Annotated in this window: 21 protein-coding genes, 1 other RNA gene and 1 riboswitch; of the genes, 11 read left to right on the top strand and 11 right to left on the bottom strand. The window is 59.4% G+C overall.

What is annotated here, in order from left to right; genetic code table 11:
* Positions 1 to 22: 22 nt before the first annotated feature.
* From AB5Y73_RS20150 to smpB, 5 genes are all read right to left on the bottom strand, one after another.
* Positions 23 to 1,234, bottom strand: a complete 1,212-nt coding sequence (locus tag AB5Y73_RS20150; RefSeq protein WP_005353540.1) for an EAL domain-containing protein — start codon at positions 1,232 to 1,234, stop codon at positions 23 to 25.
* Positions 1,227 to 5,471, bottom strand: coding sequence for a transporter substrate-binding domain-containing protein (locus tag AB5Y73_RS20145; RefSeq protein WP_279499457.1), 4,245 nt, complete (start codon positions 5,469 to 5,471; stop codon positions 1,227 to 1,229). The genes AB5Y73_RS20150 and AB5Y73_RS20145 overlap by 8 nt, the downstream gene beginning before the upstream one ends.
* 41 nt (positions 5,472 to 5,512) lie before the next feature.
* Positions 5,513 to 5,710, bottom strand: coding sequence for a hypothetical protein (locus tag AB5Y73_RS20140; RefSeq protein ID WP_162895315.1), 198 nt, complete (start codon positions 5,708 to 5,710; stop codon positions 5,513 to 5,515).
* Between the two features lie 61 nt (positions 5,711 to 5,771).
* Positions 5,772 to 6,131: a transfer-messenger RNA gene (gene ssrA, locus AB5Y73_RS20135) on the bottom strand.
* Between the two features lie 166 nt (positions 6,132 to 6,297).
* Positions 6,298 to 6,786, bottom strand: a complete 489-nt coding sequence (smpB, locus tag AB5Y73_RS20130; protein ID WP_005334498.1) for an SsrA-binding protein SmpB — start codon at positions 6,784 to 6,786, stop codon at positions 6,298 to 6,300.
* 169 nt (positions 6,787 to 6,955) lie between these two features.
* Between smpB and AB5Y73_RS20125 the strand changes: the two genes are divergently transcribed.
* Positions 6,956 to 7,390 carry an SRPBCC family protein gene (locus AB5Y73_RS20125; protein WP_005334496.1) on the top strand — a complete coding sequence of 145 codons (435 nt, stop codon included), beginning with the start codon at positions 6,956 to 6,958 and terminating at the stop codon, positions 7,388 to 7,390.
* Entirely contained in the window at positions 7,383 to 7,730 is a 348-nt protein-coding gene (locus AB5Y73_RS20120; protein WP_005353535.1) for an RnfH family protein, read from the top strand. The genes AB5Y73_RS20125 and AB5Y73_RS20120 overlap by 8 nt, the downstream gene beginning before the upstream one ends.
* 81 nt (positions 7,731 to 7,811) lie before the next feature.
* On the opposite strand, the gene AB5Y73_RS20115 is transcribed toward AB5Y73_RS20120, so the two are convergent.
* Together AB5Y73_RS20115 and fadE are read right to left on the bottom strand one after the other, a co-directional pair.
* Positions 7,812 to 9,086: an amidohydrolase gene (locus AB5Y73_RS20115; protein ID WP_181497162.1), complete on the bottom strand. Its 1,275-nt coding sequence runs from the start codon at positions 9,084 to 9,086 to the stop codon at positions 7,812 to 7,814.
* Positions 9,087 to 9,266: 180 nt separating this feature from the next.
* Entirely contained in the window at positions 9,267 to 11,723 is a 2,457-nt protein-coding gene (fadE, locus tag AB5Y73_RS20110; protein ID WP_181497163.1) for an acyl-CoA dehydrogenase FadE, read from the bottom strand.
* 255 nt (positions 11,724 to 11,978) lie between these two features.
* On the opposite strand from fadE, the gene lpcA reads away from it, so the two are divergent.
* The 3 genes from lpcA (at position 11,979) to AB5Y73_RS20095 (ending at position 14,158) form a co-directional block, all read left to right on the top strand.
* The gene (gene lpcA, locus AB5Y73_RS20105; protein WP_021230835.1) at positions 11,979 to 12,557 is read left to right on the top strand and encodes a D-sedoheptulose 7-phosphate isomerase; all 579 of its coding nucleotides are present in this window, start codon (positions 11,979 to 11,981) and stop codon (positions 12,555 to 12,557) included.
* A gap of 164 nt (positions 12,558 to 12,721) precedes the next feature.
* A complete protein-coding gene (locus AB5Y73_RS20100; RefSeq protein WP_058059901.1) occupies positions 12,722 to 13,531 on the top strand; it encodes a class II glutamine amidotransferase in 810 nt (269 codons plus the stop codon).
* Between the two features lie 291 nt (positions 13,532 to 13,822).
* On the top strand, positions 13,823 to 14,158 hold the full coding sequence (locus AB5Y73_RS20095) for an Hpt domain-containing protein (RefSeq protein ID WP_005353511.1): 336 nt from the start codon (positions 13,823 to 13,825) through the stop codon (positions 14,156 to 14,158).
* A 39-nt stretch (positions 14,159 to 14,197) separates the two neighbouring features.
* Here AB5Y73_RS20095 and yvcK read toward each other — a convergent pair whose 3' ends face one another.
* Positions 14,198 to 15,112, bottom strand: coding sequence for a uridine diphosphate-N-acetylglucosamine-binding protein YvcK (gene yvcK / locus AB5Y73_RS20090; protein WP_047438497.1), 915 nt, complete (start codon positions 15,110 to 15,112; stop codon positions 14,198 to 14,200).
* 113 nt (positions 15,113 to 15,225) lie between these two features.
* Here yvcK and AB5Y73_RS20085 point away from each other — a divergent pair, with 113 nt between their 5' ends.
* Together AB5Y73_RS20085 and AB5Y73_RS20080 are read left to right on the top strand one after the other, a co-directional pair.
* Entirely contained in the window at positions 15,226 to 16,410 is a 1,185-nt protein-coding gene (locus AB5Y73_RS20085; RefSeq protein WP_181497164.1) for an FIST signal transduction protein, read from the top strand.
* A gap of 31 nt (positions 16,411 to 16,441) precedes the next feature.
* On the top strand, positions 16,442 to 18,538 hold the full coding sequence (locus AB5Y73_RS20080) for an ATP-binding protein (protein WP_279499465.1): 2,097 nt from the start codon (positions 16,442 to 16,444) through the stop codon (positions 18,536 to 18,538).
* Positions 18,539 to 18,786: 248 nt separating this feature from the next.
* Here the strand turns inward: AB5Y73_RS20080 and AB5Y73_RS20075 are convergent, their stop codons facing one another.
* The 3 genes from AB5Y73_RS20075 to narQ form a co-directional block, all read right to left on the bottom strand.
* Positions 18,787 to 19,362, bottom strand: coding sequence for an LON peptidase substrate-binding domain-containing protein (locus AB5Y73_RS20075; RefSeq protein WP_005334473.1), 576 nt, complete (start codon positions 19,360 to 19,362; stop codon positions 18,787 to 18,789).
* Between the two features lie 103 nt (positions 19,363 to 19,465).
* The gene (narL, locus tag AB5Y73_RS20070; protein ID WP_005334471.1) at positions 19,466 to 20,104 is read right to left on the bottom strand and encodes a two-component system response regulator NarL; all 639 of its coding nucleotides are present in this window, start codon (positions 20,102 to 20,104) and stop codon (positions 19,466 to 19,468) included.
* Positions 20,104 to 21,816: a nitrate/nitrite two-component system sensor histidine kinase NarQ gene (gene narQ / locus AB5Y73_RS20065; protein WP_005334468.1), complete on the bottom strand. Its 1,713-nt coding sequence runs from the start codon at positions 21,814 to 21,816 to the stop codon at positions 20,104 to 20,106. The genes narL and narQ overlap by 1 nt, the downstream gene beginning before the upstream one ends.
* Positions 21,817 to 21,894: 78 nt before the next feature.
* Positions 21,895 to 22,035: riboswitch (molybdenum cofactor riboswitch) on the top strand.
* Between narQ and moaA the strand changes: the two genes are divergently transcribed.
* From moaA to napA, 4 genes are all read left to right on the top strand, one after another.
* On the top strand, positions 22,023 to 23,018 hold the full coding sequence (gene moaA, locus AB5Y73_RS20060; protein WP_181497166.1) for a GTP 3',8-cyclase MoaA: 996 nt from the start codon (positions 22,023 to 22,025) through the stop codon (positions 23,016 to 23,018). Its footprint overlaps the riboswitch before it by 13 nt.
* A gap of 239 nt (positions 23,019 to 23,257) precedes the next feature.
* Positions 23,258 to 23,800 (top strand): ferredoxin-type protein NapF, encoded by a 543-nt coding sequence (napF, locus tag AB5Y73_RS20055; RefSeq protein ID WP_139430237.1) that lies wholly within the window; start codon positions 23,258 to 23,260, stop codon positions 23,798 to 23,800.
* Positions 23,801 to 23,829: 29 nt separating this feature from the next.
* Positions 23,830 to 24,084, top strand: a complete 255-nt coding sequence (locus tag AB5Y73_RS20050) for a chaperone NapD (protein ID WP_031227438.1) — start codon at positions 23,830 to 23,832, stop codon at positions 24,082 to 24,084.
* Positions 24,085 to 24,185: 101 nt separating this feature from the next.
* Positions 24,186 to 26,675 (top strand): nitrate reductase catalytic subunit NapA, encoded by a 2,490-nt coding sequence (gene napA, locus AB5Y73_RS20045; RefSeq protein WP_064336553.1) that lies wholly within the window; start codon positions 24,186 to 24,188, stop codon positions 26,673 to 26,675.
* The last annotated feature ends 5 nt before the right edge of the window (positions 26,676 to 26,680 follow it).

Here is a 26,680-nt window from a genome sequence, read left to right as displayed (position 1 = left end):
CCAAAGGGTTGGTCGCAGGAGATCAGCCGGATATCAGGGTGGGCAGCCGGGCTTGCCAGATCTGGTGCCAGTGCTGCAGTTCGCTGCGCGGCATCGGGCGGGCGGTAAAGAAGCCCTGACAGATATCGCACCCCAGCTTGGCCAGCAGTTGCCAGGTCTGCACATCTTCCACCCCTTCGGCGACTGATTTCAGCCCCAGCTTGCGTGCCAGCTCGATGCTCGACTCTATGATGGCCAGACGGGAGGGGTCGGCATAGCAGCGATCGACAAAAGATCGATCAAGTTTGAGCTCGGTAAACGGCAGCAGCGCCAGCTGCTGCATCGAGGAGTAGCCGGTACCGAAGTCATCGATGGAGAGGCCAAAGCCGTGCATCCTCAGCCGGGTCAGCACCTCCAGTGCCTTGCCGATATCCTCGACAAACGAGCTTTCGGTCACCTCCAGGGTGATCAGCTCGGGATTGACGCCCCAGCGCTGGCACTGGTTGATCAGGAAGTGGCAGAGGTCTCCCTCAATCAGCGAGGTGGTGGAGAGGTTCATCGACAGATTGAGGGAGAGACCGGTCTGGCCCCACAGATGGCAATCCTGCAGCGACTTGTTGATGATGACATCGGTCAGCTGGTCGATAAGGCCGTTGTTTTCCGCCAGCGGGATAAACATGCCGGGGGAGATCAGTCCGTATTCCGGATGCTGCCAGCGGGCCAGCGCCTCCATCCCCACCCACTGGCCGGACGCAAAGCCGACCTTGGGTTGATACCAGGGCAGCAACTGGTCGTTGTCGAGGGCGCGTTTGAGCTCGTCCACCGAGAGGACGAGGCCATCGTCCTTGCCCGAGGGAGCCGACTTGGGCGCCCAGGAGTCAATCAGCTGGCGCAGTCGCTGCGGGCTGGAAGGTTTCTCGATGCGACCCAGCACATGGAGACCATAGGCCGCGCTCATGCGCAGCACAGCCTCCACCACGTCATCTTCCAGCGCGCTGGAGAGGATGATGCCGCCCCGAAAGCCACCCAGCGAGAGGCGGCGTAGCAGCGCCATACCATCCATGCCGGGCATCCGCAGATCGCAGAACAGGATGTCGACAGTGTGGCTCTGGCACAGCGCCAGGGCTTCGATGCCGTCTGCGGCCTCCAGCAGTTGTTGATAACCGAGCGCCCGGATCTGGTGCATCAGGGTCTTGCGTTGAAACCCGTGATCCTCGACCACCATGATGACCAACTCGTCTGCCGTTCTACTCATCGAGCCACAATCCCATTTCACGTTCAATATTGTTCATCTGTTCTTCCACTCTCTGTGTCAGCAGCGCGAGCTCGCTCAACTGTTTGAGGCGGGCCGCCGATTCCAGTTGCGCCGCCTGCTCGGCCAGGGAGAGCTCCCCGACCATTCTGGCTGCCCCTTTGATGCGGTGGGCGATCTCCACCAGCTCCTGGCTATCATCGGAGGAGAGCGCGCTCATCATAGCGTGGCAATCTTTCCGGTTGGAGGCCAGATACTCCCTTGCCATGCTTTTGGCAATCCCTTCATCGCCAAACAGATCTTGCCAGCGACCGATCATGTCGAGATTGATGGCCTGTCGTGCGGGCACTCTCTCTGTGATCGTAGTCGCGGGCAACCACCGCAGCAGCATCTGGCGCAGTGACTCCAGCGAATAGGGTTTGCACAGCATGCCGTTCATGCCGGCTGCCGTCATATTGGCTGCCGCCTCCTCCGAGGTATCGGCGGTAACGCCGATGATGGGGGCTTGCTCCCCTTGTTCCCGCAGGCGGCGGGTCAGGGTGTAGCCATCCATGTGCGGCATGTGGCAGTCGGTGATCAGCAGGGCGAAATCCCGGGTTTGCCAGGCGCGCAACGCCTTCTCGCCATCTTCCATTACCTCGCACTCCACCCCCAGAATCGCCAGTTGACGGGTCAGCAGGGCGCGATTGACCAGATGATCATCGGCGACCAGCACCCGCCCGCCCAGTTTTTCGATGCTGGCGGCATGGGGGGGCACGGCTCGCCCGGTGATCAGCTCGCGGCAGCTTTCGAGCAACAGATCCGGATAGAGGGGGGATTGGCCGAGGCGCCACCAGTTCTCCGAGCCCATGCGCCCCCGCAACGCTTCGCGGGGGGAGAGGATGACCCCCTTGAGAGTGCCGGACTGCAGCAAGGTGTGCCAATCGCTCCCCATGCAGGACTCCAGCGCGGCCTCTTCCGCCAACAGCAGGCCGTCGAGAGCGGCGGTGAGCTGGTGGATATCGAGGGGCGTTAACCGGGCGCCGAGCCGTGCCATGGTGGCCTGCAAGGCGGCATCGCTACCCAGCCACCACCATTCGCTGCCCGCCAGTGCGGGTGGTTCCCACAGGACATTGAACAGCGGGATGCTGAAGCGGAAACAGGCTCCTTCACCGAGCTGGCTCTTGACTGTCAGGGTGCCGCCCATCTTCTTCACCAGCTGATCACAGATGGCCAGCCCTAGACCGGTGCCACCAAAGCGGCGATTAATATCGGATTCCACCTGCTCGAACGGGGTAAAGAGCTGCGCTTGCTTCTCTTCGGCGATGCCGATGCCGGTATCCGTCACCGCGATAACCAGCTGCTGGTCCTGATAGCTGACCTGGATCGAAATGGCGCCCTGCTCGGTGAACTTCACCGCGTTGTTGAGCAGATTGGAAATCACCTGGCCCACTCTGACCGGATCGATATCGGCCAGGTCGGGGAGTTGATCCTCCCACTGGAGCGTGACCTTCAGCCCTTTGCTGTAGGCCAGTGCAGCATGGCCGCGGATCACATCGCACACCACAGGTTGCAGACGGCAGGATTGGCGATTGAGGTGCAGCTGACCCGCCTCGATTTTGGAAAAGTCGAGGATATCGTTGACCAGATAGAGTAGGTGGTTGGCCGAGCTCTCCACATTGCGCAGCAGATAGCGCTGGTCATCATTGAGCTCACTCATGCGCAGCAGCTCCAGCATGCCGTGCATGCCCGAGATGGGGGGTCTCAGCTCATGGCTCATGGTGGCCAGAAAACGGCTGCGAGCCTGCATCGCCTGCTCGGCTGCGGCGCGCGCCTCGCGCAGTTCATGCTCCTGTTGCTTGATGGCGGTGATGTCCTGCACCACGCCGTTGAGCAGGCGATCATTGCCCTGTTGCGCCACAAAGTTGCCGCGGATCTGGATATATCGCTCCCCCTGAACAGAGGGCACCAGCACCTCCATATCGAGCGGCTCAAGGGTTCGCGCATGTTTGGCCACCTTATCGATAAAGGCTGCCAGAGCCTCGTCGTTCAAGCCGAGGATTACGCCGCCAGACTCGGCTGCCATCAACTCTTGATGGGTCATCCCGAGAATGTCGCTGGCTCCTTGGGACAGATAGAGGAATTTCCCCTTGCCGGCCCCTTGCCAGAGATATTGATAAACCAGACCCGGCATGCTGTCGGTGATGTCCCGCAGCCTGCCCTCCACTTCCCGCACCTTGTTTTCGGCGGCCTTGAGGGCACTGACATCGGTCAATACCGTCAGCACCCCCTGAATCGCGCCGTCTGCTGCGCGATAGGGCAACTTGACGTAGACCACGTGAAGGGGAACATCCCCCTCGCGCTGGGTATAACCCGATCCTTCGAAGATATCGCCGGTTTCCCAGACCGCACGCTCCTCGCGCAACATCTGTTGCCGCTCGTCCTCGGTCATATAGCCCCAGCGATCACCTTCTTCCCCATCACCGACAAACAGCTCGCGGTATGCCCGGTTGCTGAGGGTCAGGCGATGATCGCGATCCCGTAGCGCCACCATATTGGGCAGGGAGTCGAGCAGGGTCTGGATAAACACCAACTGCTCATTGAGCGTCTTCTCGGCCCGTTGTCGCTGCACGATCTCCCGTTTCAGAGTGCGGTTCCAGGCCCAGAACAGGGTAAACAGCAGGGTGGCAGTTGCGCCGCTCATTACGAACCAGAACAGCACTGTTTCGCTATTGATGCCGGTCTGCACGCTCATGGAGAGCCAGCGTCTCTCCACTTTATTGAGCTCCTCCGGCGGTATCGAATAGAGCACCTTGGTAAGGATCCGCTGCAGCATGGGATCTTTGCGCGTGGCCATGGCGACCGGCAGGCGCAAGTCTTTGCCGGCATAGACCACCTGATAGCGTTCGCTCACCCGTTTGTTGACGGATGGCAGAGTGACCATCACGTAGTCGGCATCGCCCGTGTCCAGCAGCTCCAGCAAGCGGTTGTCATTGTTGACCTCTACCGGATGGGCGCCGATGTGGGTCAGTAGATCTTTATCCAGCGAGCCATGCACCATGCCGACCCGTTTCCCTCGCAGCAGTGAGAGATCGGTGATATCGGCACTGCGTTTGGGGGCAATAACGACCCGATCGACAAACAGATAGCCGGGGGTGAACAGCGCAAACTGGCCGCGATCGTGGTTGGGGGATATGGCCGGAATAAAATCGATCTGCCGCAGCTTCAGCATATTCTGGGTTTCACCCCAGCTATTGGTGCGAACCAGAGAGAACTTCAGCCCGGAGACTTGCTGCATCAGCGCCATCAGGTCTGCCACATAACCGACCAGCCTGCCCCGGTAATTGAATTCGCTCATGGAGGTCCAGTCCGGGGAGACGCCGTAAGTCAGCTCAGGATGCTGGTTGAGCCACTCCTGCTCCTCAGGGGTAAACTGGACAGACTTCACCGCTCCTGAGTCCGCAGGTTGGCTAGTTGTGGTGGCGGCCAGCATGTGACGACGATCCTCAACCGGTATCTCGTTGAATGCCTTGCTCACCAGGCTGACCAGTGCCGGGTCGCTCTTGTGCATATTGATGGAGAGAGACGTGCCGCTTACCCATTCCGGAGTGGCAATGGTGAAACCAGCCTTGGGGTGCTGATCTTTCACCATCACCAGTGACGGCATGTCAGCAAGATAGGCGTCAGCCATGCGCTTTTTGAGCATAAAGGCCGCTTCGCTGCGACTCTCTGCTTCGGTCACACGGGGAAATCCCAGTTTTTTCAATTCACTGCAAGCATTGACTCCCGTGACACATACCCAGTGCAAACCATGGGCATCCTGTCGTGACAACTTCGTTTTGCCATTGTTGAGCAGCACGCCGCGCGGCATGGAGAGCAAAAACGGCAGGGAGACAATATTGGATCGCCATTGTTCGCTTGGCTGGTCGTTCACCAGTATGTCGATTGCGCCGTGGCCAAGCCCGGTCAGCGCATCCACGTAGGAGGGGTAAACCTTGTAACGCAGGGTCAACCCGAGCGTTCTGGCAATCTGCTGCGCAATGTCGGGGACTGGGCCGGTAAAGCGTTGATCTGCATCCTTATAGCTGTATGGAGGGTCACCCATCATCGGCATGCCGATGACCAACTCCTGGTGTGATGACAGCCAGGCGCGCTCAGACAGATCAAACTCGTCTTCATTCAGACTGGTAATGGCGTGCGCCGCCACGCCCCAGAGCAGTAGCAGGAGAAACAGGAATAGACGATCACATTGGCGGAGCATCAGAAGGAATCCAACAGAATTGGGCGCATATTGTAAGTGCATTAAAATGCAGCGGCCAACATCAATTTACTCAATATTGCGCCGCGACATGCCACTGTGCGGCTGTGAGTCCGGCTAGTACCGGGATGGCAACCTGATGATAAAGCCTGCGCGGTGATGCGCCTGATTTTTTTGCCAAAGGCCGGTTCAAGGGGGATATTGGAAAAAAATCCAACCAGTTTGATATCGGTAAACAACATGGACATGGACATGGACAAATAAAAAGGGCCACCTCTTGCGAGGTGGCCCTTTCCAAACGTTTGGTGGAGCTGGGGGGATTTGAACCCCCGTCCAAAATTACTACATCCTTGGCACTACATGCTTAGTCACTCTTTACATTCGCCAACCCGCTACGGAGAGACACGCCACGAATTGACTAGCTCGATTGGTTTTAATGCTTCCGCCCCGAGCAGGACTTCCACACGATCCTGTGAAGGATGACCTTCCGATTCCCTAGGACACAGGCAAGCTAGGGTAGAAGGGCTCTATGCAGGTTATTAAGCTGCTAGTGCGTAGTTTTCGTCGTTTGCGACTATTTTTTTGCGGTTTATTAACGAGGCCTACCGCACCTCGGCATGCACCTTGGGTTTCGTGAATCTTGTCGAATCCAGAATCAGCCCCAAGTTGTTAATTGCGATTGTACGCAAAAATGCTGTCATAGCAAGGCGTTGATACCCATTCCCTCTGGCAGCCAGTCTGTTTGCCGATTTATTGTACGCAGCTGAGCTTGAAGAGCCAGCTGCGCTGGGGGAAGGTGAACTGGCGTCCAGATCCTGCCAGTAGCGGGTTAGCCGCGATGCTTGTTCTTCATGATGCGGGCTTTTTCCCTATCCCACTCGCGGGCCTTGGTATCTTCGCGCTTGTCGTGCTCTTTCTTGCCCTTCACCAGGCCGATCTCGACCTTGACCCAGCACTGTTTCCAGTAGAGGGCGAGGGGAACTATGGTGTAGCCCTGACGGGCAATCAGGCTTTCGAGCTTGTCGAGTTCACGACGGCTCAGCAGCAGTTTGCGGGTGCGGGTCGGGTCACATACCACATGGCTGGAGGCCGCTTGCAGTGGCAGGAAGCTGGAGCCGAACAGATAGGCCTCGCCATCGCGGAAGATGACATAGGCTTCGCTGATGTTGGCCTTGCCCGCCCGCAGGGATTTGACTTCCCACCCTTGCAGGGACAGACCCGCTTCGATCTTCTCTTCGATGAAGTATTCGTGGCGCGCGGTTCTGTTGAGTGCAATGGTGCTGGACCCGGCTTTGTTTTTACTGTTTTTTTTGCTCATGACGGGCGATTTCCGGCAATGACTAGGAGGCTCGTATTATACGTAGGCAGGGGCGGCTGTAAAACGCGCAGCAGGTCAAGTGGTGGCTTTCTGAGCGGTTTGGCTGAGGTTTTACCTCCACAACCCCAAACATGGTGATAAAATCGCGCCGATTGGATGAGGAAAAGCCATGCCCCGAATTACGCGCAGTGCCCTGGTGATGTTCAGTGCAGAACAGATGTTCAAGTTGGTTAACGATGTGGATGCCTATCCGCAGTTTTTGCCCGGCTGTGTCGGCAGCCGTGTCCACGAGGCTGGCGATGACTACATGATGGCGTCGGTCGATGTGGCCAAGGCGGGGATTGCCAAGACCTTTACTACCCGCAATCAGCTGGATGTGAACCGTCAGATCAGGATGGAGCTGGTGGATGGCCCGTTCCGCAAGCTGGCGGGCTGGTGGACCTTTACCCCGCTCGATGTGGATGCCTGCAAGGTGGAGTTTGATCTCGATTTCGAGTTTACCTCCAAGCTTATCGAGGTGGCATTTGGTCAGGTGTTCCGCGATCTGGTGAGCTCCATGGTCTCCGCCTTCTCCAACCGGGCGAAGGAGGTCTACGGTGTCTGACCAGCTCAACATCGAGGTTGTCTATGCCTTGCCGCAGCAGCAGACGGTGATTGCCCTGCGGGTTGCGCCCGAGACCTGCGTGCTGGCAGCCATCGAGCAGTCCGGCATCGTACAAAAACACCCCGAGATCGATCTGGCGGTCAACAAGTTCGGTATCTACAGCCGCCCGGTGAAAGGGAGCGAGCCGCTGCACGACGGCGATCGTATCGAGATCTACCGCCCGCTCATCGCCGATCCCCGCGAAATGCGCAAAAAGCGCGCCGAGAAGGCCAAAGAGGAGGGGAGAGCCGATAGCGTGACCGGTGGTCGCCCCGATGTGCATCGCAAGCACCGCGAGTAGCGCTCAGGTTTTTCTTGCAGAAAAAAGGCGCCGAGGCGCCTTTTTTTGATCCCGTTAGCCGGTGAGCTGGCCGAGGGGATATCAAGAGAGGGCTGCTTCTGTCACGCCCAGCCGGGCGCGTGCCCAGGCGGCCAGCAGCTCGACCCCGCTTTGCATCACCCGCTCATCGAAATCGAATTCGTTGTGATGGTGCGGCGCCGCCAGATCGGCCCCCAGGATGAGGTAAGCCGCTTCGCCCCCCTGCTTTTGCACCCGCTCCATCAGAAAACCGGCATCTTCGCTGGCGCCAAAGCGGCGAGTCTGGATAGTGGCGAGCCCCTGCTTGCGGGCCAGCGCCGCCAGCTCGGCTTGCAGCGCCGGGCTGTTGTCGAGGGCAATGGCCTCACCCTGCTTGATGATGCGATAGGTGACACCGTGGGCGAGGGCAGTCCCTTCGACGATGCGCTGTACCTGACTGAACATGTAGTCGTTGAGCGTGCTGTCGGCGCCGCGGGTTTCACCGCGCAGCTCGGCATGGTCGGGGATGACGTTGCGGCCGCTGCCAGCGTGAAGCTGGCCGACGTTGATGCGGGTCATGCCGTCTCGGTGGCGGGGAATGCCTAGCATGGCGGAGGTGGCCATGCAGGCGGCGGCCAGCGCATTGCTGCCGGCATTGGGCTCGAGCCCTGCATGGGCGGCGGTGCCCATAAAGTGGACGTCGAACTTGGTGGAGCAGAGAAACTCGGTGGGGTTGATCACCAGCTCGCCGCTGCCAGCGTGAATACCGATATGGAGCGAGAGCAGGGCATCCACGTCATCGAGTGCACCACCGGCAGCCAGCGCCTTGCCACCGCGACACCCCTCTTCGGCGGGTTGGAAGAAGAGCTTGATGCGACCGCACAGCTGCTCTTTCATCGCCATCAGGCTGCTGGCCAGCCCCATGCCGATGGCGGTGTGGCCATCGTGAGCGCAGGCGTGCATCCACCCCTTGTTGTGGGAGGCGAAGCCCTCCTGCTGCGGTTGGTGCTGTTCGGCGTCGGACTCTTCAACCTCCACCGCATCGATATCGAAGCGAAAGGCCAGGGTCGGACCGGGACGGCCGGTATCCAGCTCCCCCATCAGCCCAGTGACATCGCCGATCCGCTCCAGCCAGTCGGGATGGGCTCCCTGACGGCGGGCACGGGCCTTCTCGGCCGCCACATCCACATCACGGCCCATCATCAGATTGCTGGCCAGCAGTTTGTCGCCAAGCACGATGCGATAACCGAGCTCGCTCAGGTGGTGGGCAATCAGGCTGGTGGTGCGAAACTCTTTCCAGGCCGCTTCCGGCAGGCGGTGCAGGTCGCGGCGCCACAGGATCAGGTGCTCAAGGGTCATCTTGGCTTCCTTGGTGATTCGATTTGTCGGCTATTGTGCCTTTTTTCCCGGCTGACCACTCGGGGGCTGCAGCTGGTCGGGGGAGCTGTGTGTGCGAGTGGTGCCTGTGAGGGCCGAGAATAGTGGTGAGCGTCCATAAAAAAACGCCTCCACAAGGGAGGCGTTGTCGATAGCTGGTTATCAGGCCGCGTGATGGTAAGCGGAGGCTTCAAACAGCTTCTTGTTGGCCACCAGATCGATGGGGTCAAAATCATCGACGTTGATGGTGCGCAGGCGACTTACCTCGGCGCGGCGCAGCAGCTCGGCTTCGCTCTGGGTCAGTACGCCAGCGGCCAGGCCGATGTCGGCCACCTTGTCCAGCGCCATGAAGGGACGCTTGATACCATCGCTCTTGCAGACTTTCTCGAACAGCGGCTCGGCGGCCAGCACGTCATCGAGCGCCTGCTCCAGCAGACCGAAGGGGTTGCCCTCTTCGCGAGTCAGGTATTGGCCCTTGGCCAGGCGGCTGCGGGTCTCGCTCGGGGTTTGCAGCAGACGGGCCACTTGCTGGTCCAGCTTGTCGCACGGACGGTTCAGGTCACGACCCAGCGGCAATACCACGGCGCGCAGGGCAAGGCCAATCCAGCGGTTCGGGAAGTTGCGCAGCAGCTCGTCGATCGCCTCTTGGGCCTTGAACATGGCATCTTGCAGTGCCCAGTGCAGCAGCGGCAGGTCGGCCTGCTGGCGTCCCTCGTCCTGATAGCGCTTGAGGGCGCTGGAGGCCAGATAGAGCTGGCTCAGCACGTCGCCAAGACGGGCGGAGACCCGCTCCTTGCGCTTGAGCTCGCCACCCAGGGTGCCCATCGCCATGTCTGACAGGAACGCTAGGTTGGCCGAGAGGCGGGAGAGCTGTTGGTAGTAGCCCTTGGTCTGGTCCTTGTAAGGGGCCGCGGCAAAGCGTGCGCCGGTGATACCGAGCCAGAAGCTGCGTACCAGGTTGCTGATGGCAAAGCCGACGTGGCTGAATACCGCCTTGTCGAAATCCTTCAGCGCCTGCTCCTTGTCGGGGTGGCTGGCGGCCAGCATCTCCGGCAGTACATACGGGTGGCAACGGATAGCGCCCTGACCGTAGATGATCATGCTGCGGGTCAGGATGTTGGCCCCTTCCACCGTAACGGCGATGGGGGCACCCTGATAGCCACGGGCCAGATAGTTGTTGGGGCCCATGCAGATGGCCTTGCCGCCGTGGATGTCCATGGCATCGATGATGCACTTTTGGGCACGGTCGGTGAGGTGGTATTTGACGATGGCGGAGATGACCGAGGGCTTCTCGCCAAGGTCGATACCGGTCACCGTCAGGTTGGCTGCGGCGCCCATGATGTAGGCGTTGCCACCGATGCGGGCCAGCGGCTCTTCAATCCCTTCCATCTTGCCGATGGGCAGCTTGAACTGGCGACGGATGCGGCTATAGGCGCCGCTCGCCAGGGCCAGCATCTTGACGCCGCCGGTGCTGTTAGAGGGCAGGGTGATACCGCGGCCGACCGACAGACACTCGACCAGCATGCGCCAGCCCTGACCGGCCATGGCCGGGCCACCGATGATGAAATCGAGCGGGACGAACACATCCTTGCCCTGGGTCGGGCCGTTCTGGAACGGCACGTTGAGCGGGAAGTGGCGACGGCCAATGCCGACCCCCTTGATGTGAGTGGGAATGAGGGCGCAGGTGATGCCGAGCTCTTCCTCGTCACCCAGCAGGTGTTCGGGGTCACGCAGTTTAAAGGCGAGACCCAGTACAGTCGCGATAGGGGCGAGGGTGATGTAGCGCTTGTTCCAGGTGAGGCGCATACCGAGCACCTCTTTTCCTTCCCATTCGCCCTTGCAGACGATACCGAAGTCGGGGATGGAACCGGCGTCAGAGCCCGCCTCCGGGCTGGTCAGGGCGAAGCAGGGGATCTCTTTACCTACCGCCAGGCGGGGCAGGTAGTAATCCTTCTGCTCGTCGGTGCCATAGTGTTGCAGCAGTTCGCCCGGGCCCAGCGAGTTGGGTACGCCAACGGTGGAGGCGAGCACGGCGCTGGCGCCGCACAGCTTTTGCAGGACGCAGGACTGGGCGTAGGCCGAGAACTCCAGACCGCCATATTTCTTCTTGATGATCATGGCGAAGAACTTGTTGTCCTTCAGGTATTGCCACACCTCGGGGGAGAGATCCGCGCGCTCGTGGGTCACTTCCCAGTCGCTCACCATGCGGCACACTTCCTCGACCGGGCCATCCATAAAGGCCTGCTCTTCGGCAGAGAGGGCGCTGACCGGAATGGCGTGCAGCTTTTTCCAGTCCGGGTTGCCCGCGAACAGATCGGCTTCCCACCAGGTGGTGCCCGCTTCAATCGCCTCTTTCTCGGTGCGGGACATCTCCGGCATGATCGATTTGTAGATCTTGAACAGCGGCTTGGTTATTTGATTGCGGCGAAATTCCACCAGATTGAGCGGGATGGCGATCACAGCGAACAGCGTCCATACCAGCAAGGGCACATGACCATAGATGGTGCCAAGTACCAGGGCGGCGCCGGTGACCAGGGTGGAGATGAACAGGGATGCCCGGCGATAGGCCAGGGCTCCGATAACCAGGATCACCCCGAGCAGAGTGAGGGTTGTCGTCATTGCTTGCTCCTTGCGTGGTTAGGTTGCCAACGTGGCGTAACTGATCCAGAGGTCTGACCTGTTGGATATGGCCCCTGTTGTAATTCATACGCACAAAGTTATCAAGCTGTTTACATCTTCATTACCTTCTCTCTGTGATCCCCATAACGCTCACGCGCCGCCAGCGCTGTGGCTCGCAGGGGGGCGACTGTGCGATTCGCTTGTGCGAGAATAGCCGCGATCTACACGCACACTAAAAACAGTGGAAGAGACATCATGTACCAAGAATTGATCCGCAATGAACTGACCGAAGCTGCCAGCGTGCTGCAGGCCTTCCTGGCTGATGAGCAGAACCTGAAAAACATCGAAGCGGCCGCCAAAATGCTGGCCGACTCTTTCAAAGAAGAGGGCAAGGTGCTCTCCTGTGGCAACGGTGGCTCCCACTGTGACGCCATGCACTTCGCCGAAGAGCTGACCGGTCGTTACCGCGAGAACCGCCCGGGTTATGCCGGTATCGCCATCTCCGATCCGAGCCACCTCTCCTGCGTCTCCAACGACTTTGGCTATGACTATGTCTTCTCCCGTTACGTAGAAGCGGTTGGCCGTCGTGGCGACGTGCTGCTTGGCATCTCCACCAGCGGCAACTCCGGCAATATCCTGAAAGCCATCGAGGCCGCCCGCGCCAAAGGGATGAAAGTGATCGCCCTGACCGGTAAGGATGGCGGCAAGATGGCGGGTCTGGCGGATGTCGAGATCCGCGTGCCGCACTTTGGCTATGCCGACCGTATTCAGGAAGTGCACATCAAGGTGATCCACATCCTGATCCAGCTGGTCGAAAAAGAGATGGCCAAGTAATCAGGCCATCGTCACCAGACAAGGGCAACGCCGGTAACATGGTTCGCCATCGGCCGGTTGTTGCCAGTCACAGGGGAAGGGATTGCGCCTTCCCCTGCTGTCTGTCGAACCAGCGTGCTGGTCGAACATGACACAAGCCAAATCATGAAAGGAGTCTGCCGGATATGTGCGAACTGCTCGGCATGAGTGCCAATGTGCCGACCGATATCTGCTTCAGCTTTACCGGGTTGATGCTGCGCGGCGGCAAGACCGGGCCCCACAAGGATGGCTGGGGGATCACCTTCTACGAGGGGAAGGGCTTTCGCACCTTCAAGGATCCCGAGCCCAGCGCCCAATCTCCCATCGCCAGACTGGTACAGGCGCTGCCCATCAAAAGCTGCGCAGTGGTCAGCCACATTCGGCAAGCCAACCGTGGCTGCGTGTCGCTGGAAAATACCCACCCCTTTACCCGTGAGTTGTGGGGCCGTTACTGGACCTTCGCCCACAACGGTCAGCTGACCGGCTACAAGAAGCTGCCCACCGGCCGCCACCGTCCGGTGGGGGATACCGACAGCGAACACGCCTTCTGCTGGCTGCTCGATCGGCTGGAGCAAAAATATCCCAAGCGTCCGGCCAACTTTCCCGCCATGTTTCGCTATCTCGCCACCCTGTGTGATGAGCTCAGAACTTTCGGGGTGTTCAACATGCTGCTCTCGGACGGGGAGTATGTGATGAGCTACTGCAGCAACAACCTGCACTGGCTGACCCGCTGTGCGCCGTTTGGCGAGGCGAGCCTGCTGGATGAGGAGGTGGTGATCGACTTTCAAAGGGAGACCACCCCCAACGATGTGGTGACCTTGATCACCACCCGTCCGCTGACCGGCAATGAGAATTGGGTCAAAATGGCGCCCGGCGAATTCAATCTGTTTCGCATGGGGGAGCGGGTGGCGACCAATCAGGTCGCGCTTGAGCAAGATAAAAAAATACCAGGGTAGATACCTACCCTGGTTCTTCGCAGCAGCCATAAAAGGCAAAAGGGATGAGAGGTGTTGCTGAGCATCATCACTCTGACGGCATTGAGTGTTGATCAATTGTTAATTTTTAGCAATCAAATTGTTGTCTTTATGGGCGTTTCAGCATCGCTATTTCGATACTGATCACATTTTTTGCCACTTTATTCCCTGAGCCATCCAATCGGGTGCTTCATCACTGCCTGGTCGTGAGCCACGACATCGAAAACTATCTATAGTATGGTCTGTTTGAATACCGTTCTGGAGGAGCCTCGCATGGAGTGGGTGGATCGCAAGGTGTTGCAGCAGCTGGCAGAGGATATCGGTCCGGATATGCTGCCCGTGGTCATCGCAGTCTTTATTGAAGAGGTGGGCGAGCAGCTGAGTCAGCTCAGACCCCTCTATGAACAGGGAGAGTGGGAGGCGCTGGCTCGGGTGGCGCACAGCATGAAATCATCCTGTGGCAGCTACGGCGCCATGCCGAGTTATCAGCAGGTGATGGCGCTGGAGATGGCCAGCAAGCAGGCCGATGTGGCCGAGGCAGAGCGCCAATTGCAACTGCTGGAGGCCTCCTTGCCCCAAGTGCTCGCGTTTCTTGCCGATTATCAGTAACGGCGCCATGCAGGGATGCCGGGGCGCCGTGACCGTTGCCTAACGCTGGTTGAGCAGTTGCTGGATGATTCGGTCCAGCGCCAGTTTCAGCTTCAACCGATCGTGCCGATGGGGCAGCTCAAGCTCGCCCAGCTCGGCTTCGATCACTCGCCCTTGCCAGTCCCCCGCATCACCCGCGCCTTGTGGGGCCAGGATGGCATCCAGCCGACCCTGACCGACCCGGGATTCCAGCCAGCGACATTGACTCATCAGGTCCAGCTGACTGGCAGGGCCGTTTTCCGCCACCAGATTGCAGACGAAAACCAGCATGGCGCTGCTCTCGTTGATGGCCTGGGCGATCTCGGCCAGCAGCAGTGGCGGCATGATGGAGGTGAGAAAACTGCCCGGCCCAAGAATGATCATGTCCGCCTGCTGCAATGCCAGCACCGCTTCCCGGGTCGCTTGCACCTCCGGCATCAGGCCGAGGGAGAGGGGCGGTGTTGCCAGTTGATCGATGGATACCTCTCCCAGGATCTGGGTGCCACACTCCATATGGGCGCAGAGATCGGTGGGAAATTCAGACATGGGTAGCAATTGTGACTCGATTTTGAGCATGTCACTGATCAGCTTGATAGCATCAAGAGGACGGACACAGAGATTATCGAGCGCCAGCAGCATCAGGTTGCCAAGGTTATGGCCCGCCAGCTCGCCTTTGCCGGCGAAGCGGTACTCGAACAACAGGCTGCCGATGCTGGGATCGGTCACCAGCTGGTTCAGGCAGTTGCGCAGATCGCCCCAGGCGATGCACTCCTGACTCTTGCGCAGGCGTCCGGTCGAGCCACCATCATCTGTGGTGGCGACGATGCCGGTGAGCCGTTGACCGAGAAACGAGAGGGACGAAAGCACTCGTCCCATGCCATGGCCACCACCGATGGCAACGACCCGATCGAAGTCATTGATGTTTTTTTGCCACATATGGGCGTCCTGTTATTGGTCTCAGTTGACCGCTATGTTAGCAAGCGAAGCGAGATAATTGTTTGATAAAGGTATGATTTTTGCTTGAGGCTGCCATTCGATAAAACAAGGAGATGGTGTTGAAATTTCTGACCGTTCACTCCCTCGCCCAGAATTCATCGCTGGCGGCCCAAGATATCTGCGCGCAGCTGCGCCACCATGCCGATCAGGCCCCCTCCCTGCTGTTACTCTATTTTACCCAAGCCCATGACGGGGCGATACTGCGCGACGCGCTCAAACGCCAGTTCCCGACGACCCGCCTGCTTGGGTGCAGCTCTTGCGGTGGTGTCATGACCGAGATGGGACACCACGCCCGAGACGGATATGGGCTGGCCGTTGCTGCTCTGTACGATGAGAAAGGGGCATTCGGGGTAGCCGGTGCCAGCGGTGACGGGGTGGATGTGCGGCAGTTGCTGCGCCGAGCCATGAGCGACTGTGGTCGGCCGGGCGAGCTGCCCCAGTTGATCCTGTTTCATGCCAGTCCCGGTAAGGAAGAGGGGCTGCTGGCCGGTATCGAGGCCGAACTCGGTGCCTCGGTGCCGGTGGTCGGTGGATCCGCGGCTGATAGCAGCGTCAGCGGTGACTGGCAGCTCTGCTGGGATGAGGCGGTGGCTCAGGATGGCATCGGTCTGGCGGTGCTCTATCCCGATTGCCAGCTCGCTTTTCAGTTTCACTCGGGCTATGTGCCTGCCGAATTCAGCGGCGAGATCACCGCCTGCAATGGGCGGGAGGTACTCACCATCGATCACCAGCCAGCCGCCGAGGTCTATGCCCGCTGGTGCGGGCGCGAGCAGCCCTGGCCGGTGGGGGCGATTTTGCGGGAGACCACGCTCACCCCGCTGGCTCGTCAGGTGGGAGCACTGGATGGCATTCCTTACTACAAACTTTCCCACCCCGAAGCGGTGACTGAACAGGGCGGGCTGCGGCTCTTTACCGATGTGGTGCAAGGGGAGCGTCTGCTGTTGATGTACAGCAGTCAGGAAGGGTTGCTGCAGCGCAGCCTCAATGCCATGCGTATCGAGCCAGGGTATGGGGTCGACGTGGAATTGCAGCCTATCGGCGCGCTCATCATCTTTTGTGCTGGTTGCCGTTTGGCGCTAGGTGATATGTTGTGCCAATTTGTCGAGCAGAGCCAGGCTCGCCTCGGCAAGATCCCCTTTATCACCCCCTTTACCTTCGGCGAGCAGGGGCGGCTGCCCAATGGCGAGCTGGCCCACGGCAACCTGATGGTATCGAGCGTGATTTTCCTGACCCGTTGAGTCGGCAGAACATAACAGAGCAGGCAACAAGATGATTGGCAACAGTGAACTGGAAGCCCTCGGCGACAAATTGCAGACCACGCTGGTCGACCTTATGCGTTGCCGCGAGCGCGAGGCCAAGTATCGTCACGAGTCTCAGACTCTGCTGGGGGGGGTTGCCACCCTCGCCGATGCCAAGACGCTGGAGCAGGTGCTGGAGAGCCTTATCCAGGTGCTCAAACCCTTTATCGGCTTTGAGCACGCGGATGTGGTGGCCTGGGAAGGGGAGCAGGGAAGTACCCACCTCAGTACCGAGCCAATGCTATCAGCCCGCAGTTGGCGCATGACCCCGGCATTTGCCCGCGCCATCTCGGGTGAAACCCTGGTGATTTACGATCCCGCCCAGCTGCCTGAGCTGGCGCCGCTGGCGAGTGAGCCGGGCTGGGCCAGCGTGATGCTGACCGGGCTGCAGGCCCCCGGTTTTACCGCCACCCTCATCTGCCGCCACGCTCGGGCGGGCACCTTCGATCTCACCAGCAAGGCCGCCATGGAGCGTTGCCGTCCGCTCATCGCCCAGGCGCTGGTCAACATCACCTATCGGGCCCGCTTGCAGGAGCAGGTTGCGGTAAAAACCGAGGCGTTGCAGGCCAGCGAACGCCGTTTTCGCAGCTTCGCCGCCATGGCTTCGGACTGGTTCTGGGAGACAGATGCCGAGCATCGCCTCAGTTATGCCTCAGAGCCGGGTTATCTGGATGAGATGACCCCGCAGGCGACCCGGCCGACCCTCTATGACTACGTCTGCAACAAGCAGAGCTGCGATGCCCAGAAATACCTGCAGCTTTTGGAGCTGCGCCAGCCGGTGCGAGGGGTGCGGATGCAGGTTGCGCTGCAACACGGCCCCTGCTGGATGGAAGTGAGCGCCGAGCCCTGTTTTGACTATGATGGCCAGTTTATCGGTTATCGTGGCACTGCCCGGGATATCAGCAACCAGATCCGCCGTGAGGAGGAGCTGGCGCGGGCACGGGATGAGGCTGAAGCGGCCAACCGTGCCAAGTCCCAGTTTCTCGCCATGATGACCCACGAGATCCGCTCGCCCATGAATGCGGTGTTGGGGATGCTCGATCTGGTGCAGCATGCCGAGCTGGCGCCGGAGCAACAGAGCCTGCTGCGCCATGCCACCCACTCGGCCAGATTGCTGCAAACCATCATCGACGACGTGCTCGATTTTTCGAAAATCGAGTCGCAAACCCTGGTGTTTCACTGCGAGACCCTGCAACCCGTCCAGCTTTGCCAATCTCTGGTCGAGCCGCTGCAAGCTCGCGCGACCGCCAAGGGGATCGCGCTGGTTTATCGGGTCGATGAGTCGGTTCCCCGGGAGTTGCAGGGGGATCCGATGCGTCTGTCACAGGTGATGGGCAATCTGCTGGACAACGCTCTCAAATTTACCGAGCAGGGGCAGGTGACACTGCACCTGGGTTGGCAGGATGAGAAGCTGCTGATCTCGGTCTCCGACACCGGGATCGGGATCGCTGATGCGGATCAGGCGCTGCTGTTTGAACCCTTCTCCCAGGTCGACAACTCGGCCACCCGGCGTTTTTCCGGTACAGGTCTCGGTCTTGCCATCAGCAAGCGTCTGGTGACGCTTATGGGGGGAGAGATCCACCTGAAGAGCGAGCCGGGCAAGGGAAGCTGTTTCTGGTTCGAACTGCCCGGCATGGCGCTACCCTGCCATAGCCAGCCGCAGCGGGAGGAGGGGGCTTCGGCACTGCTGCCACTGGATGTGCTGGTGGTGGAGGACAGCCCAGTGAATCAGTTGGTGGTGTCGCTGATGCTGCAAAAACTGGTGGGCAAGGTACGGCTGGCAGCCAATGGTCTGGAGGCGCTGGCGCAGGTGGATGAGCAGCTCCCGGATCTGATCCTGATGGATATGCGGATGCCCCTGATGGACGGACTGGAAGCCACCCGGCGCTTGCGTGAGTTGGGATGTACTATGCCTATCGTCGCCCTGACGGCCAATGCGATGGCGGAGGACAAGGCGTGCTGTCTGGCGCAGGGGATGGATGACTTTCTCGCCAAGCCTATCACCTTGTCGCGGCTGAGAGAGTGTTTGCAGCGTCACTTTGGTCAGCGGTTGCCGACGCGCGGATAAAAAAAATGGTCAACTTTGTGGGTTGACCAGTTCTTCAGCAAATACTGAAGAGAGCACGGGATAAATCGGGTTGTATCAATCTATATGAAAAATCTGTGCCAACTTTTTTAGACTCTTTTGTGTTCAATTTTGGCCGTTTAGCGCAGCGGCTCTCTCTTGTTATGGCGTTCTGCGTTCCTACTAACTCGCAAAATGCGAATTTCACATTTTCATTGTTGGAATAATTGCATTTTGCAACGCTGTTTTTGTCATTGTGAAATCAGGCGATGCAGGAATTTACGGGCCGCTTCGCTGTTTTGTTTGGCAATCAGCATCTGCTTTTCATAAATCGGCATCGGCAATATCTCGAGCCAGCGTTGGCAGAGCCAGGCGGCATCTTCAAAGCGCTTGTCCGGATAGAGTTCATCAAGCTCCGGATACTGCTCGAATACTTCCCGCAGGCGATTGACCAGCAGCTTGTCGTTGAAATCGGAGTGGGTGCTCGGCCAGTTGGGCAGCATCTCCACCTTGGCCCGGCGCAGCCCCATCTCGTCTGTTTCCATCTCGTGGATGCAGAAGCGCTCCAGTCCCAGTACCGTCACCCCCAGCAGGCCATCATTGAGGGTGTAGAAGTCGGTCACCTTGACCCGGGTGCCCACCGGCAGAATGCGGCCGGACTGTCCCGAGGTGGTCGACTCTTCCATCACGATGCCAAAGCCCTGATCGTTGATGAATGACTCCTTGAGCATCTGCAGGTGGCGTGGCTCGAACAGACGCAGAGGAAGCTTGCCGCCCGGCAGTATGTGGGAAGGCAAGGGGAACAGTGCCAAAGGTTGTAGTTTCATGTTCCATCCTCCATTGAGTAGTTGCTGAATATGACAATGCAGCGACTGTGCCAGAGAATGAAAAAAGCCACCGGAGGGTGGCTTTTCGGGCGGTTGAGGGCGCTTAGTTGCGCTGCTCCAGATACATGACAGCCGCTTCCACGCGGCTTTGCGCCTCGAGTTTCTTCAGCAGGCTCTTCACGTGAACCTTGACCGTTCCCTCGGAGATATGGAGTACCGAGGCGACCTGTTTGTTGGAGAGGCCTTTTGCAATTTCGCGCAGGATTTGCATTTCGCGACGCGTTAAGCTTTCCAGCTTCTGCTGCAGGTGATCCAGCTCGTAGATGTTTTCGAGATAGGGGCGCAGCGGTTCGCTCAGGATCTGCTTGCCGGTCATCACGTCGGCCAGCTGGGCCAGCAGCAGATCAGGCTCGGTATCCTTGAGCAGGTAGCCGTCGGCACCCGCCTTGAGCAAAGCAACCACATCCTGACGGGCATCGGAGACGGTGAGGATCACCACCCGGGAGGTGATCTCTTCGGCCCGCAGCGCCTTGAGGGTATCGAGGCCGGAGAGCCCCTTCATGTTGAGGTCGAGCAGGATCAGGTCCGGCTCGGACTCTTTGGCCAGCGCCACGGCATCTGTGCCGTTGGAGGCTTCACCGGTCACCTCCATGTTCTCTTCCAGAGCCAGCAACTGCACAATCCCTTTGCGCATGAGGGGATGGTCATCTACGACCAGAACTGTGTATTTCATCTCGTCCATCAGGCGTCTCTCGCTAGACTGGTGGGAAAGGTCAGATGCACGCAGGTGCCTTGTGGTTGCTGCTCGTTGATGGTCAGCAGACCGTGCAGTTTGCTGGCGCGCTCGTTCATGATGCTCAACCCGTAATGGTTGATCGCCGAGCTGGCGAGTCCGATCCCGACACCGTCATCTGAAATCTGAACCTCAATGTTACCACTGGCGAGGGTCTCACAGCTAACATCAATCACTTGCGCGTTGGCATGTTTGATGGCATTGAGCACTGCCTCACGGATCAGCTGCAAAATGTGGATATGCTGGCCTGCCTCCAGGTCGTTGTCGGCCAGTCCGTAATGGAACCGGATTTCGGCCTGGGTCTGGGGTTGCAGTTGATCAAGCATGACGCGGATCGCTTCCCCCAGATTGGCATCGCCAATGGTGAGACGGAAGGTACCGAGCAGTTCGCGCAACTGGGTATAGGCATTGCTAAGCCCCTCGTCGATCTGCTGCATCGCCTCCTGCGCCTTGTCATGTTGCCCCTTGGCGTAAGAGCGCTTGAGCAGGGTGGACTGGATCTTGAGATAGGAGAGGGCCTGCGCCAGCGAGTCGTGCAGCTCGCGGGCGATCACCGCCCGCTCCTCCATCAGCAGCAGGCGCTGCTGTTGCAGCAGGGTCTGGTCTTTGTGCAGCACTTGGGCCAGCAGCATGGTGAAGTTTTTAATCAACCGCTCATCGATGGGGTGTTGGCTGATGATGTCGAGGCGGCCGAACTCCTGCTCATCCATCTGCAGATAGAAGCTGGCCACCGCATCGAGATCGCCGGGCCAGCCGGTTCGCCCCGAGATGTAGACCGGCATGGCGTTGTGCTCGAAGCGGGTCAGCCGGATGTGGTCGATATGCTGGTGGGCGGCGGCGCGGTCCAGCAGTTTGATGAGGGTACGGGTACTGAGCGGGGCAGCGTGCAGCTTCTGGGCGGTCGAGTAGAGAAACGAGAGAGTATCGTTGGCCTGCTGCAGCTTGGCGGTTTTCTCTTCCACCTTGTTTTCCAGTTCCCGATAGAGCTTGCCCAGCTCGTCGGCCATGGTGACGAAGGCGCGTGACAGTTCCCCCAGCTCATTTTCGCCGTGGGCGGGCAGCTTAAGATCGAAATCCTGCCGCTGGATCTGGCGGGCGCAGTAGACCAGCTGGTTGAGGGGGGCGACCACCTGCTGGCGGGTGAAGCGCACAGTGAACCAGGCGATGGTGATGATGGCCAGCAGGCCGAGCCCTTCCGCAAGCGCCAGCATCCTCACCTTGAATTCCACGTGGTACTGCATCTGATTGACGAAATTATCGATGGCCGCCACAAACTGCTCGGTGTTATCGGTGTACCGTCTGGGAGTGCGATCCTCGATGTGCTGGCGCATCACCTGCCACTGGCCGAGCACCTCGCCATAGGTGCGACGCAGGGAGGCAGGAGTGATCCAGCGCTGGGTCTCCTGCAGCTCTTCGGCGTGCAGGGTCTCTTCAAACTGGGAGAGGCGCCCCAGCACGCTGTCGCCCCGCTCGATTTCGTAGGCCATCCGGTAGGCCTGCATCCGCAGCGAACCGGAGAGATTGATCGCCTTGGCATCGGGTACCGAGTAGAAGAGGGTAACCATGGCGACCAGCGCGATCAGGCTGGCCATAAAGAGGATCAATACCATGGCGCGCCCGATGGCACTGCTGACCGAATGGACCCTGAACCGTTTTCCCATACTGATGCGCACCTCTGAATAGTGATAAGGACCCCGCAAGATGCGTGGGAGTGTACTCCAACTTGTGTTAGCATCGAAAAACTAGATGAACTCCGAGCGGTTTTGCCTAAGTCCTAGCGATAGGGGGAAACCAGCCGTCAGCCGACGTTCGAGCTGTAAGGGTCAGGAAAGAAATGCCCTGGCCTCCCGTATTTGGAAAGGTGTTTATGTTGCCACTTGAAGATGGTTTTTCCCGTCGTTTTTACTATTTGCGTCTGTCAGTGACCGATGTGTGCAATTTCCGTTGCACCTATTGCCTGCCTGACGGTTATCGCCCCCCCGAAGGTCACAAAGCGGGGCGTCAACCCTTTCTCTCCATTGACGAGATCCGCCGCGTGGTCAGCGGTTTTGCCGCCATGGGTACCCGCAAGGTGCGCATCACGGGGGGCGAGCCCTCCCTGCGCCGCGATTTCACCGAGATCGTCAAGGTGATTGCCACCACCCCAGGCATCGAGAAAGTCGCCATGACCACCAACGGCTATCGCCTCAAGGAGCGGGCTCAGGAGTGGTTTGATGCCGGACTCAATGCGCTGAATGTCAGTGTCGACAGTCTCGACCCGCGCCAGTTTCACCAGATCACCGGTGAGAACAAGCTGGCCGAAGTGATGGAGGGGATCGAAGCAGCACTGGCCGCCGGTTTCAAATCGGTGAAGATCAATGCGGTGCTGCTCAAGGGGCTTAACGACTACCAGCTTGATGCCTTTCTGGGCTGGATCAGGCATAAGCCCATCGAGCTGCGCTTTATCGAGCTGATGCAGACCGGCGAGATGGATACCCTGTTTCGTGACCACCATGTCAGCGGGGAGCAGATCAAACAGCGCTTGCTGGATAGCGGCTGGGTGCAGCAGTTGCGGGGCACGGATGACGGTCCGGCGCAGGTATTCATGCATCCGGAATCGCAGGGTGGAGTGGGGCTCATCATGCCCTACAGCAAGGATTTCTGTGCCGGTTGCAACCGGCTGCGGGTCTCCTCGCTGGGGAAGCTGCATCTGTGCCTGTTTGGCGACAACGGCATCGACCTGCGGGATCTGCTCGGCGCAGATGGGCAATCTGATGAGCTGCAACAGCGCATTCGCGCGGCACTGGCGGGCAAGAGTGCCACCCATCGTCTCCATGAGGGCAATGCCGGCATCACCCCTCATCTCGCCTCGATCGGCGGATAACCGCAAAAAATCGCCAACGATTAAATAGCAATCCTCACATGGAGGTATTTTAACCAATACCTCCATTTTTATTGCGCTGCAAGGCTTTGATCTGGCGCAAGAACCCCCCCTGTTTATCTCCCTGGTGGTATATCCCTTACCTTGTCAGGGCCGCAATATACACCCACTCTTATAATTGGTATCAAGAATGCCAATCATGGACTCGCACTGTCCCCTTCTTCACCAGAACAGGAGTCAACATGCCGGATGAGATCGATCTTGCCCGCCGCGGCCTGTTCCGGGGGCGGCTGAGAACTGCCGAACCGCCGGTGCAGTTGCCCTGGTCAGTCAACTGGTCGGCATTTGTCGCCGACTGCACCCGCTGCGGGGACTGTCTGGCCGCCTGTCCGGAGCAGATCCTGGTGAATGGCGAGGGCGGTTTTCCGGTGGTCGATTTCCAGCGTGGCGAATGCACCTTCTGCACCGAGTGCGTCACTGTCTGCAAGGTGCCGTTGTTTCGCCCGACCAGCGAGTCTCCCTGGCACTACAAGGCCCATATCGAGGCCAACTGTCTGGCCAATGGTCAGGTGTTCTGCCAGCGCTGTCAGGACAGCTGCGAGCCCAATGCCATTCGTTTTATTCCGGTGCTGGGGCGTGTGCCTACCCCAACGGTCGAGCCGGATCGCTGTAATGGCTGCGGTGCCTGTGTGCAGGATTGTCCGGTTGGCAGCATCAAGGTCGACGGGCGAGCCGCCCCATCCGGTGGTGCGAGCCAGCCCACCCTCAAGCAGGAGTCAGAATGAGTCAGAAGCCGTGTGACACAGAAGCCACAATGGATCAGGAGTTCCATGTATCGAGTCTGGTGGTGCTGACCCAGCCCCCTTTGCGCCATCAGCTCGCCGAGCAGATTGGCGCCCTTGAAGGGGCCGAGATCCACGCCGTCAGTGACGAGGGCAAGCTGGTCGTGACCCTGGAAGGTCCGAGCCAGCGGCCGATCATGGCGGCCATTGATGCGATACAGGCGATGCCGGGTGTGCTCTCTGCCGCCCTGATTTACCACCAGTTCGATGAACTGGGCGGTCACTGAAAAGAGTGATGGGATGCCGGGCGTGCCCTCCGCCGCTGATGGCTGGCTCCCGTTCGACAGATTCGACAACTATTACGCGATAAGCAATGTGAGGATATGCCATGAAGCTGAGTCGACGCGACTTTATGAAGGCCAACGCGGTGGCAGCTGCCGCAGCCGTGGCCGGTGTCAGTGCCCCCACGCTGGCAGCCAATCTCATCACCAGTACCGACAAGACGGCCATCCATTGGGATAAGGCTCCCTGCCGCTTCTGCGGTACCGGCTGTTCCGTGCTGGTGGGCTCTCAGGATGGTCGGGTCGTGGCGACTCAGGGCGACCCCGATGCGCCGGTCAACCGTGGCCTCAACTGCATCAAGGGCTACTTTCTCTCCAAGATCATGTACGGCCAGGATCGCCTGACCCAGCCGATGCTGCGGATGAAGAACGGCCAGTTCGACAAGGATGGCGACTTTGCTCCCATCAGCTGGGATCAGGCGTTCGACATCATGGCCGAGAAGTTCAAGGCGACCCTGAAAGAGAAGGGGCCGACCGCTGTCGGCATGTTCGGCTCCGGCCAGTGGACCGTCTGGGAAGGTTACGCCGCCGCCAAGCTGATGAAGGCCGGTTTCCGCTCCAACAACATCGACCCCAATGCCCGTCACTGCATGGCCTCTGCGGTCGTTGGCTTCATGCGTACTTTCGGTATGGATGAGCCGATGGGCTGTTACGACGATATCGAGCAGGCCGATGCGTTCGTGCTGTGGGGCTCCAACATGGCCGAGATGCACCCCATCCTCTGGTCGCGGATGTCCGATCGCCGTCTCTCCAACCCGGATGTGCAGGTGCACGTGCTCTCGACCTTCGAGCACCGCAGCTTCGAGCTGGCGGACAACGGCATGGTGTTCACCCCGCAGACCGATCTGGCGATCCTCAACTATGTCGCCAACTACATCATCCAGAATGACAAGGTGAACTGGGACTTCGTCAACAAGCACACAGTGTTCAAGAAGGGGGCCACCGACATCGGTTACGGCCTGCGCCCGACCGATCCGCTGCAGCAGAAAGCGAAGAACCCGGACAGCGGCGATGCCACTCCGATGACCTTCGAGGAGTTTGCCAAGTTCGTGGCGGATTACGATGTGGAGTCGGTCTCCAAGCTCTCCGGCGTCTCCAAAGAGAAGCTGGAAAAGCTGGCCAAGCTCTATGCCGATCCGAGCAAGAAGGTGGTCTCCTACTGGACCATGGGTTTCAACCAGCATACCCGTGGCGTCTGGGCCAACAACCTCTGCTACAACATCCACCTGCTGACCGGCAAGATCTCCGAGCCGGGTAATGGTCCTTTCTCACTGACCGGCCAGCCCTCTGCCTGTGGCACTGCGCGTGAAGTGGGTACCTTTGCCCACCGTCTGCCTGCCGACATGGTGGTGACCGAGCCCAAGCACCGCGCCATCGCCGAGCAGATCTGGAAACTGCCAGAAGGGACCATTCCCGACAAGGTGGGTTTCCACGCCGTGCTGCAGGATCGCATGCTCAAAGATGGCAAGCTCAACGCCTACTGGGTGATGTGCAACAACAACATGCAGGCCGGCCCCAACATGAATACCGATCGCCTGCCTGGCTATCGCGACCCGCGCAACTTCATCGTGGTCTCTGACCCTTACCCGACCGTCACTGCGCAGGCCGCTGACCTCATCCTGCCGACCGCCATGTGGGTGGAGAAAGAGGGGGCCTATGGCAACGCCGAGCGCCGCACCCAGTTCTGGCATCAGCAGGTGAAAGCGCCGGAAGGGGCCAAGTCCGACTTGTGGCAGCTGATGGAGTTCTCCAAGCGCTTCAAAGTCGAGGAAGTGTGGCCGGCTGAGCTGATTGCCAAGATGCCGGAAGTGAAGGGCAAAACCCTGTTCGACGTGCTCTATGCCAACGGTCAGGTCAACCAGTTCCCGAAAGAGCAGAGCAAAGGTCTGCTGAACGACGAAGCCGAGCACTTCGGGTTCTACGTCCAGAAAGGCTTGTTCGAGGAGTACGCCACCTTCGGTCGTGGCCACGGTCACGATCTGGCACCGTTCGATCAGTACCACGAAGCCCGTGGTCTGCGCTGGCCTGTGGTAGATGGCAAAGAGACCCTGTGGCGCTATCGCGAAGGGTTTGACCCCTATGTGAAAGCGGGCGAGGGAGTGCGCTTCTATGGCAAGCCCGATGGCAAGGCGGTCATCTTCGCCCTGCCGTTCGAGCCCGCCGCCGAGTCGCCCGATAAAGAGTACGATCTGTGGCTCTCCACCGGTCGCGTGCTGGAGCATTGGCACACCGGCACCATGACCCGTCGGGTACCCGAGCTTTATCGCGCCTTCCCGGATGCGGTGCTCTTCATGCACCCGGACGATGCCAAGGCTCGCGGCGTGCGCCGTGGTGAAGAGGTGATCGTCTCCTCCCGCCGTGGCGAGGTGAAGACCCGTGTCGAGACCCGTGGTCGCAACCGTCCGCCGAAAGGACTGGTCTTCATGCCCTTCTTTGATGCGAGCCAGCTGGTCAACAAGCTGACCCTGGACGCTACCGATCCGCTCTCGAAAGAGACCGATTACAAGAAGTGCGCCGTCAAGGTGATGAAGGCTTAAGGCGG

Origin of the sequence: Aeromonas sp. s7(2024), assembly GCF_040907825.1 — a bacterium.
Classification (GTDB): domain Bacteria; phylum Pseudomonadota; class Gammaproteobacteria; order Enterobacterales; family Aeromonadaceae; genus Aeromonas; species Aeromonas veronii.
The sequence above is the reverse complement of the archived record's forward strand: the minus strand, read 5'-3'. Positions and strand labels throughout refer to the sequence as shown.

Excerpts from the sequence above, each read along its gene's own strand:
- narQ (WP_005334468.1), bottom strand. The coding sequence starts at position 21,816 with ATGGGAAAACGGTTCAGGGTCCATTCGGTCAGCAGTGCCATCGGGCGC.
- AB5Y73_RS20125 (WP_005334496.1), top strand. The coding sequence starts at position 6,956 with ATGCCCCGAATTACGCGCAGTGCCCTGGTGATGTTCAGTGCAGAACAG.
- AB5Y73_RS20080 (WP_279499465.1), top strand. The coding sequence starts at position 16,442 with ATGATTGGCAACAGTGAACTGGAAGCCCTCGGCGACAAATTGCAGACC.
- moaA (WP_181497166.1), top strand. The coding sequence starts at position 22,023 with ATGTTGCCACTTGAAGATGGTTTTTCCCGTCGTTTTTACTATTTGCGT.
- AB5Y73_RS20095 (WP_005353511.1), top strand. The coding sequence starts at position 13,823 with ATGGAGTGGGTGGATCGCAAGGTGTTGCAGCAGCTGGCAGAGGATATC.
- AB5Y73_RS20150 (WP_005353540.1), bottom strand. The coding sequence starts at position 1,234 with ATGAGTAGAACGGCAGACGAGTTGGTCATCATGGTGGTCGAGGATCAC.
- AB5Y73_RS20115 (WP_181497162.1), bottom strand. The coding sequence starts at position 9,086 with ATGACCCTTGAGCACCTGATCCTGTGGCGCCGCGACCTGCACCGCCTG.
- lpcA (WP_021230835.1), top strand. The coding sequence starts at position 11,979 with ATGTACCAAGAATTGATCCGCAATGAACTGACCGAAGCTGCCAGCGTG.
- napA (WP_064336553.1), top strand. The coding sequence starts at position 24,186 with ATGAAGCTGAGTCGACGCGACTTTATGAAGGCCAACGCGGTGGCAGCT.
- AB5Y73_RS20140 (WP_162895315.1), bottom strand. The coding sequence starts at position 5,710 with ATGTTGTTTACCGATATCAAACTGGTTGGATTTTTTTCCAATATCCCC.
- AB5Y73_RS20075 (WP_005334473.1), bottom strand. The coding sequence starts at position 19,362 with ATGAAACTACAACCTTTGGCACTGTTCCCCTTGCCTTCCCACATACTG.
- napF (WP_139430237.1), top strand. The coding sequence starts at position 23,258 with ATGCCGGATGAGATCGATCTTGCCCGCCGCGGCCTGTTCCGGGGGCGG.
- narL (WP_005334471.1), bottom strand. The coding sequence starts at position 20,104 with ATGGACGAGATGAAATACACAGTTCTGGTCGTAGATGACCATCCCCTC.
- yvcK (WP_047438497.1), bottom strand. The coding sequence starts at position 15,112 with ATGTGGCAAAAAAACATCAATGACTTCGATCGGGTCGTTGCCATCGGT.
- AB5Y73_RS20085 (WP_181497164.1), top strand. The coding sequence starts at position 15,226 with ATGGTGTTGAAATTTCTGACCGTTCACTCCCTCGCCCAGAATTCATCG.
- AB5Y73_RS20100 (WP_058059901.1), top strand. The coding sequence starts at position 12,722 with ATGTGCGAACTGCTCGGCATGAGTGCCAATGTGCCGACCGATATCTGC.
- fadE (WP_181497163.1), bottom strand. The coding sequence starts at position 11,723 with ATGACGACAACCCTCACTCTGCTCGGGGTGATCCTGGTTATCGGAGCC.
- AB5Y73_RS20050 (WP_031227438.1), top strand. The coding sequence starts at position 23,830 with ATGGATCAGGAGTTCCATGTATCGAGTCTGGTGGTGCTGACCCAGCCC.
- smpB (WP_005334498.1), bottom strand. The coding sequence starts at position 6,786 with ATGAGCAAAAAAAACAGTAAAAACAAAGCCGGGTCCAGCACCATTGCA.
- AB5Y73_RS20145 (WP_279499457.1), bottom strand. The coding sequence starts at position 5,471 with ATGCTCCGCCAATGTGATCGTCTATTCCTGTTTCTCCTGCTACTGCTC.